General features: G+C 71.2%; 4 protein-coding genes and 1 pseudogene. 4 read left to right on the plus strand and 1 reads right to left on the minus strand.

Features of this window, described 5'->3' with window-relative positions; genetic code table 11:
* Positions 1–79: 79 nt before the first annotated feature.
* Positions 80–3027: pseudogene (locus D7Y13_RS02300) on the minus strand (DEAD/DEAH box helicase).
* 281 nt (positions 3028–3308) lie between these two features.
* Between D7Y13_RS02300 and D7Y13_RS02305 the strand changes: the two are divergent.
* The 4 genes from D7Y13_RS02305 to D7Y13_RS02320 all read left to right on the plus strand — a co-directional run bounded on the left by D7Y13_RS02305 (position 3309) and on the right by D7Y13_RS02320 (position 8409).
* Positions 3309–4715, plus strand: coding sequence for a di-heme oxidoreductase family protein (locus tag D7Y13_RS02305; protein ID WP_341870389.1), 1407 nt, complete (start codon positions 3309–3311; stop codon positions 4713–4715).
* 139 nt (positions 4716–4854) lie between these two features.
* Positions 4855–6303 (plus strand): UbiA family prenyltransferase, encoded by a 1449-nt coding sequence (locus D7Y13_RS02310; RefSeq protein ID WP_120581904.1) that lies wholly within the window; start codon positions 4855–4857, stop codon positions 6301–6303.
* Positions 6304–6316: 13 nt separating this feature from the next.
* Positions 6317–7654 (plus strand): FAD-binding oxidoreductase, encoded by a 1338-nt coding sequence (locus D7Y13_RS02315; RefSeq protein WP_120581895.1) that lies wholly within the window; start codon positions 6317–6319, stop codon positions 7652–7654.
* Positions 7655–7671: 17 nt separating this feature from the next.
* Positions 7672–8409, plus strand: coding sequence for an SDR family oxidoreductase (locus D7Y13_RS02320; protein ID WP_120581896.1), 738 nt, complete (start codon positions 7672–7674; stop codon positions 8407–8409).
* Positions 8410–8437 lie beyond the last annotated feature (28 nt).

An 8437-nucleotide genomic window follows, 5' to 3' on the forward strand; every position in this document is an offset into this window, starting at 1 on the left:
GGAGACGGTGCACACTCCCTGCGTGAAGGTCAGGGACCGTCCTGCCAGGTCCCACGGCCGGTCGCTCAACGGCAGGCGTTCAGGCCAGCAGCTGCATCAGGTCCGCTCGCGTGAGCGCCGCGCCGCCACCCTCGGCGCCTCCGAGCGCGGCTTCGAAGAGGGCCCGCTTCTTGTCCTGGAGCAGGAGGATCTTCTCCTCCACCGTGCCCTGGGACACCATCCGGTACACCATCACCGGGCGCTGCTGCCCGATGCGGTGCGCCCGGTCCGCCGCCTGGGCTTCCACGGAAGGGTTCCACCAGGGATCCACCAGGAAGACGTGGTCCGCCGCCGTGAGGTTGAGCCCCGTCGCTCCCGCCTTCAGGGAGATGAGCATGACGGGCGCTCCCTTCTCTTCCTGGAAGGAGCTGGCCACCGCACCCCGGTTCGCCGTGCCGCCGTCCAGGCGGATGAACCCGATGTCGGCTTCCTTCAGCGCGGGCTCAATGAGGTCCAACATCGACGTCCACTGCGAGAACACCAGCGCCTTGTGCCCGTCCGCCACCGCCGTGCCGAGCGCCTCCACCAGCGCCTGCACCTTCGAGGACGTCCTCGCCTGCTGCCCCGGCACCAGCGCGGGATGGCAGGCGGCCTGGCGCAGCCGGAGCAGGGCCTCCAGCGCCTTCATCACGCTGCCGCCTTCCTCCAACTGGGACACCACCTCCTCGCGCGTCGCGGCGTGGACCGCGTCGTAGACGGCGCGCTCCTGCTCGGTGAGGGTGACGTGACGGACGGCTTCGGTGCGCGGCGGCAGCTCGGGCGCGACGTCGCGCTTGAGCCTGCGCAGCACGAAGGGCCGGATGCGCGCGCGGAGCTTTTCGGCGGCGCCTTTCTGGTTCTCCGACACCGGCCGGGACCAGCGCTCCTCGAACGCCTTGCGTCCGCCCAGCAGCCCCCGGTTGGTGAAGTGCATCAGGCTCCACAGCTCCTCGAGCCGGTTCTCGATGGGGGTGCCGCTGAGCGCCACGCGGAAGTTCGCGTCCAGTTCGTAGGCCGCGCGCGCGACCTGGCTGTCCGGGTTCTTGATGGCCTGGGCCTCGTCCAGCACCACCGTGTCCCACGTCTTCACGCCGAGCACCGCCGCGTCCAGGCGCAGGAGCGCGTACGTGGTGAGCGTCACGTCCGCCGTCTCGTCCAGGCTGCGGTTCACGCCGTGGTAGACGGACACCTTCAACCCCGGACGGAAGCGCTTCACCTCCGCCTCCCAGTTGGGGAGCACGCTCGTGGGCGCCACGATGAGGGTTCCCGGGCCCAGCGTGCAGATGGTCTGGAGCGTCTTGCCCAGGCCCATGTCGTCCGCGAGCACGCCGCCGAGTCCCGCCTGTCGCAGGAAGGTGAGCCAGCTCACGCCCTGCAACTGGTAGGGGCGCAGCGTCGCGGTGAGGTCCTTCGGGAGGCGGGGCTCGGGGAGCTTCTCGAAGCCCTGCACCAGCGGCGCCAGTCGCTCCAGTCCCGGCGGGGCAGGGTGCTCCAGCGCGTCGCACAGCCCGGTGAGCTGGGGGATGGCGTGGTTGGCGATGCGCCCGTCCGTCTCGCGCGCGGCCAGCAGGTCCGTGACGCGCTGACCGTGGGCCTTCAGCCAGCCGGTGGGCAGCGGCGCCCATCCGCCGCCCTCCAGCGGCACCAGTCCCAGGCCCTCTTCCCAGGCGCGCATCACCGACGCGGCATCCACCGAGCGCGTCATGCCGGGCCCCAGGCCCTCCACCTGGAAGTCGAGCGCGAAGCCCACGCGCGGCACCCCGTCCGCGGTGGTGGTCGTGTCCAGCGTGAGGGTGGGGCGCAGCTTCACGTCGGGGCTGACCACGCCCGCTGCGTCCCCCGTGAGACCGCCTCGCCAGCGCCGCAGCTTGTCCGCGAGCTGTACGGCTTCCTTGCCGTGCACCGTCACGCGCCGGCCCGGCGCCATGTTCAGCTCGTCCCGGAGCTGGTGGATGAGCTTTGTCTCGGTGGGCTCGTCGCGGACGGGCGCGGCGCCCTGCAGGTACACCATGCGTCCGTTGTCGATGCGCGCCGTGGGCGGTGAGCCGTACACCAGCGTGGGCAGCACGGAGAGCCCCGCGTCGAGCTTGTCGAGCTCCAGCGAGATGCGCGGCTTGAGCGTCCGGTCGATGGGCGGCAGCCGGCGGCTCTTCACGTCCACCGGCATGCGCCGCGCGAAGTCCGGCAGCACCTTGCCCGTCAGGTCCGCCAGCTGCTCCGCGGAGAAGACGCGCTCCTGGGGGAGGTTCTCCAGCCTGGCGCCGGTGAGGGTCTGTTCACCCAGCCGGCAGAGCATTCCGGCGCTCAGCGCGACGCCGGGGCTGACCAGCTCGGTGATGCGCGGATCCCTCTCCACCTTGAGCACCGTCTGCTCGCCGCGGTCCTCGACGGTGACTCGGGGGAGGAGCGGCTCGTTGGAGACGGACACCAGCGCGCCGTCGAAGAGGACGGTGCGCGCCTTCTCCAGCACGTGCAGCAGGGCGTCGAGCCGGCTTGCCGGAAGCGCGCCCTTCGTGGGCTGCGCGAGCAGCTTGTCCGCGAGCAGATCGCAGGGCTCCACCTGGATGCGCGCGGCTTCGACGGGGTTGTTCAGCAGGGACGTGAGGCTGCGGGCCAACAGGCGCGCGGTGTTGTCCGGACGGACCACCAGCCGCTCCAACTGGAGTCCTCCGTCCACGCGCTTGAAGCGGTACACCATGCGCTCGGGCTTCGGCGCGGTGCCGGGACGCGGCGGCCTTCGGCCTGATGGAGGAAGAACGCGGCCGCGACCACGTGCTCGCAGGGGTCGTGCTTGCCGCGACAGTCGCACTCCCAGATTTCATCCTCCGGGTAGAGCACGGACTTCACGGGCGCCGGACGTCCCGGGACGCGCACGCGCACCACGGTCTCTTCTTCGCCGACGGAGAGCACCGACACCGCGCCCGCGCGAGCGAGCGCCATGCCGGCGGACCAGGTGTCCGGGCGGGATTCTTCCCGGAGGGAATCGAGCAGTTCCGCGAGCGCCGACATACGAGGACCCGTGCCTAGCCCCCCGTGAACCGGCGCGCAACAGCACAACCCGGGTGGGGTGGGGCCGCACCTGGAGTCTCCGTGTGGGCCTCCTGTTGTACGGGCCCGGTGCCGTTGAACGTGCAAACCCGTGGGTGATGCCTTTGTCCTGGCTGGAGGGGGAGGCTGTGGCGTGGGCTGATACAACCCCGGCGCCCTTTGTAACCTCGCGCGCTACAGCGACCGGGAGCGCCATGCCCGCCTCCGAGTGGGGTGCGAGGGCAGTGGGGCTGGCGTGAGAGGTGCAATACTTCCCGACGCCGATGCGTGTGCCCTGGTCCATCGTTGGTATCTCCGCGGGCGCGCTGCTCGTTGGCGCCGCATGGGCCACCGTGGTCCGCCGCCCGGTGCCTCTGCTCTTGGGGCCGCTGCCCGCCATCGTCCTTCCCGCCGTGGAGCAGTCCGGCGGGGCCACCACCGTGGCGGATCCGGGCCGCAACGCCTTCGGGCGCTCGCCCATGAACATGCCGCACTCGCGCTGGCCGGACTTCCACGCCGGCAAGGGCGTCTTCGACCGCGACTGGAGCGAGCCTCGCGGTGGCAAGCCTGTCGCCGCCGGCCCGCTGTTCAGCGCTTCCTCCTGCATGACCTGCCACGTGAAGGACGGCCGCGGTCAGCCCCCGGCCACCCCTTCCGACGTGCCCGTCTCCCTGGCGTTCCAGTTGAGCGCGCCCGACGGCACCGGGCCGCACCCGCTGTACGGCGCCCAGCTGGACGCCCACGCCCTGGACGGCCACGCCCCCGAGGGCCACGTGCGCGTCGAGTTCGAGGAGACGCGCGGCACGTTCGCCTCCGGGGAGACGTACTCCCTCGTGCGGCCCCGCTACCAGTTCCAGGACCTCGTGCACGGCCCCCTGGGCGAGGGCGCCCGGTTCTCCGCCCGCGTGTCGCCCGTCAACTTCGGCCTGGGCCTGCTGGAGGCCCTCCCTGAAGCGGCGCTGCTCGCCCGGGCCGACCCCGAGGACCTGGACCACGATGGCGTCTCCGGCCGCCCCAACCGGGTGCTGGACCTGGAGACCGGCACCCCCCGCCTGGGCCGCTTCGGGTGGAAGGCCAACCAGCCCACGCTGCGCCAGCAGGTGACGCATGCGCTCGTCGCGGACATGGGTGTCACCACGTCCCTGTATCCCCTGGAGCAGGGCCGCGACACCCCCGGCGAACCCGAGGTGTCCTCGGACGACCTGGACCTGTTGATGCTCTACATGCGCCTTCTGGCCGTGCCGAAGCGGCGCGACTGGGACGCCCCCCCGGTGCAACGCGGCCACGCGGTGTTCCGCGCCGTCGGGTGCGCGGCCTGCCACGTCGACACCCCCCAGGAGACGGAGGCGGTGGAGGGCTTCGACGAGGTGTCCCGTCAGGTCATCTACCCCTACACGGACCTGCTGCTGCACGACATGGGCGAGGACCTGGCGGACGGGCGCCCGGACGGGCTCGCCACCGGCAGCGAATGGCGCACCCCTCCACTGTGGGGCATCGGGCTGGTGGAGGTCGTCAACAAGCACACCCGCTTCCTCCATGACGGCCGGGCCCGCAACCTGGAGGAGGCCGTGCTCTGGCACGGCGGCGAGGCGGCCCCCTCCCAGGCCCGCTACGTGCGGCTGCCTCCCGAGGACCGGGCCGCGCTGCTCGCCTTCCTGAAGTCGCTCTAGCGCCGCGCGGAGGGCCGCCCCTGGCCCCCCTGTCGGACTGGCGGCCAGGAGTCCCGTCGCCTGGAAGGGACTTCGGCCCCCCTCGCGGGTACGGAACGGTGGACGCCCCGGGTCCTTGGGCTACCCTGCGTTCCCCTTCATGCAGCCCAACGCCCCCATCCCCGATGATGCCCCCGATGTCCCGCTCGCGGTCGACCTGGACGGGACGTTGGCGCGCACGGACACGCTGCACGAGAACCTGCTCGTGCTCTTCAAGCACGCACCGTGGTTGCTGCTGCTGGCGCCGCTGTGGGTCCTCCGGGGCAAGGCCTTCTTCAAGGCGGAGGTCGCCCGCCGCGCGCGGCTCGACGTCACGGCGCTGCCCTACAACGAGGCCGTGCTGGCCTTCCTTCGCGAGGAACACGCCCGGGGCCGGCGGCTCGTCCTGGCCACGGCGGCGGACCGGAGCATCGCCGACGCGGTGGCGGCCCATCTGGGATTGTTCAGCGACGTGTTCGCCAGCGAAGCGGGCGTGAACCTGTCCGGCTCCCGCAAGCTCGCGCGGCTTCGCGAGTCCCTGGGCACGTTCGACTACGTGGGCAATGACGCCGTGGACCTGCCGCTATGGCGCGAGTCCCGGCGCATCCTGGTGGTGCACGCCACGCCCGGGGTGCTGCGTCAGGCCCAGGGCCTGGGCCCGCCCGTGCACCGCGTCTTCGAGGCTCCGCCCACCCACTGGCGCGTCTGGATCCGGGCGCTGCGGGTGCACCAGTGGGCGAAGAACGCGCTCGTGTTCGTGCCGCTGCTGGCGGCGCACAAGGCGACCCAGGGGGGCATGGCGCCTCGCGCGGTGCTCGCCTTCGTGGCCTTCAGCCTCTGCGCTTCCAGCGTGTATGTGATCAACGACCTGCTGGATCTGTCATCGGACCGGCGCCACCCCACCAAGTCCCGGCGCCCCTTCGCTTCCGGGGACCTGCCGGTGCGGGCGGGCGTGGTGCTGGCGCCGGTGCTGCTGGGGCTCGCCGCGGTGGTGGCCCTGGGGACGCTGCCCCTGTCGTTCGCCGCGCTGCTGGGCGTGTACTCGGTGCTGACGCTGGCGTACTCGCTGCGGCTCAAGCAGGTGGTGATGCTGGACGTGCTGGTGCTGGCGGGCCTGTACACCGTGCGCATCTTCGGCGGCGCGCTGGCGGTGGGCGTGCCCACGTCGAGCTGGCTGTTGATGTTCAGCACCTTCCTCTTCCTGTCCCTGGCCCTGCTCAAGCGCCTGAGCGAGGTGCGGCGGCTGCGTCAGTCCAACGAGGTGTCCGCCCACGGCCGCGGCTACCTGGCGCAGGACTATGAGTTGCTCGCGAGCCTGGGCACGGCGGCGGGGCAGGTGTCCGTGCTGGTGCTGGCCCTCTACATCACCAGCAAGGAAGTCACGGCGCTGTATGGCCATCCCGAGCGGCTGTGGCTGCTCTGCCCGGTGATGCTGTACTGGGTGGGCCGCATCTGGGTGCTGGCCCACCGGGGACTCGTGAACGAGGATCCGCTCATCTTCGCGCTGCGTGACCGGGTCAGCTACGTCGTGGGCGTCGTCGCGGCGCTGGTGCTGTGGGTGGCCACGTGACGGGAGCCTCGCGATGAGCCCTCCGGAGTCCTGGGGGCGCTACCCCCACGTCGAACAGCACACGCGCTCGCTCGTGTGGCGCTCGGACGCGCTGCCGCGGGGAGAGGGCACGCTCCTGCCGCGCGGCCTGGGCCGCAGCTACGGGGATTCGTGTCTGAACGCCGGGGGCACGCTGCTGCTCACCTCCGGGTTGGATCGCCTCATCGACTTCGACCCCACCACGGGCGTGGTGCGCTGCGAGGCGGGCGTGTCGCTGGATACGCTCCTGCGGCTGAGCGTGCCCCGGGGCTGGTTCCTGCCGGTGACGCCAGGCACGAAGTTCGTGACGGTGGGCGGCGCCATCGCCAATGACGTGCACGGCAAGAACCACCACCGCTCCGGGACGTTCGGTCGGCACGTGCGCCGCTTGGAACTGCTGCGCTCGGATGGCAGCCGCCGGATGTGTTCTCCCGAGGAGAACCCGGACTGGTTCGGCGCGACGGTGGGCGGCCTGGGGCTCACGGGGCTCGTCACCTGGGCGGAGGTGCAGCTGGTCCCCATCCGCAACCCCTTCGTGGTCCAGGAGACGATTCCCTTCGAGAACCTGGATGGCTTCTTCCGCGTGTCGCGTGAATCCGAGGCCGACCACGACTTCACCGTGTCGTGGGTGGACTGTCTGGCGCGCGGCCGGAAGCTGGGACGCGGCCTGTTCTACCGGGGCAACTTCGCGCCGTCGCAGTTCGAACGTCTGCCTTTGGCGAAGAGCCACCTGTCGCACGGCGCCGGGCTCGCGGTACCCATGGACCTGCCGGCCTTCTGTCTCAACCGGCTGTCGGTGTCCGCGTTCAATCTCTTGTACTACCACCGCCAGCGCGGGCGTCCGTCCCAGCAGCTCATCCACTACGATCCGTTCTTCTACCCGCTCGACGCCGTGCATGGGTGGAACCGCATCTATGGCCGCCGGGGCTTCCTCCAGTTCCAGTGCGTGGTGCCGCACGCCACCGCGCGCGACGCGGTGAAGGAAATCCTGGAGCGCAGCGCCCGGGGTGGGCTGCCCAGCTTCCTGTCCGTGCTCAAGACGTTCGGTGATCTGCCGTCTCCCGGGTGGCTGTCCTTCCCGCGTCCCGGCATCACGCTGGCCATGGACTTCGCCAACCGGGGTGAGAAGACCTGGCGGCTGGTGGAGGAGCTGGATCGCGTGACGCGCGAGGCGGGCGGCGCGGTGTATCCGGCCAAGGACGCGCGCATGAGCCCGGAGAGCTTCGCGGCGTACTTCCCCCAGCGTGAACGGTTCGCGCCGTACGTGGACCCGGCCTTCTCGTCCTCCTTCTGGCGCCGGGTGAATCCGGCGTCACTGCCCGCCCTTCGCTGACAGGCCTCAAGATCCCCATGAAGAAAGTCATCGTCCTCGGCGCCACGAGCGCCATTGCCCAGGCCACGGTGCGGCTGCTCGCCGCGCGCGGGGCATCGCTGTACCTGGTGGGCCGCAACGCCGCGAACCTGGAGGCGGTGGCCCGGGATGCGTCCACGCGCGGCGCGCCCAAGGTGGAGTTCCGCGCGCTGGACCTGAACGACTGCGAAGCGCACGCGAGCCTCGTGGAGCGCGCGTGGCAGGCCCTGGGCGGCCTGGACGGCGTGGTGCTGGCGCACGGCGTGCTGGGCGACCAGGAGGAGAGCCAGCGCTCCTGGGCGGCGGCGGAGCTGGTGCTGCGCACGAACTTCCTCTCCGCCGCGTCACTCCTGACGGAGCTGGCCAACCGCTTCGAGGCGCAGAAGGCCGGCACGCTGGTGGTGATCTCGTCGGTGGCCGGCGATCGTGGCCGGCAGAGCAACTACGTGTACGGCGCGTCCAAGGGCGCGCTGACCGTGTTCCTCCAGGGCCTGCGCAACCGGCTGGCGAAGTCCGGCGTGGCGGTGGTGACGGTGAAGCCCGGCTTCGTGGACACACCGATGACGGCGCACGTGCCGAAGAACAAGCTCTTCGCGTCGCCGGAGCAGGTGGCGCGCGGCCTGCTGAAGGCCGCGGACGGGCGCAAGAACGAGGTCTACGTGCCCGGCTTCTGGGCGCTCATCATGCTCATCATCCGCAGCATCCCGGAGCCGGTGTTCAAGCGGCTGAAGCTCTAGGCTTCAGCCGCCTGTCCACCCCGCGGGC

This window comes from Corallococcus praedator, from assembly GCF_003612125.1.
GTDB classification, from domain to species: domain Bacteria; phylum Myxococcota; class Myxococcia; order Myxococcales; family Myxococcaceae; genus Corallococcus; species Corallococcus praedator.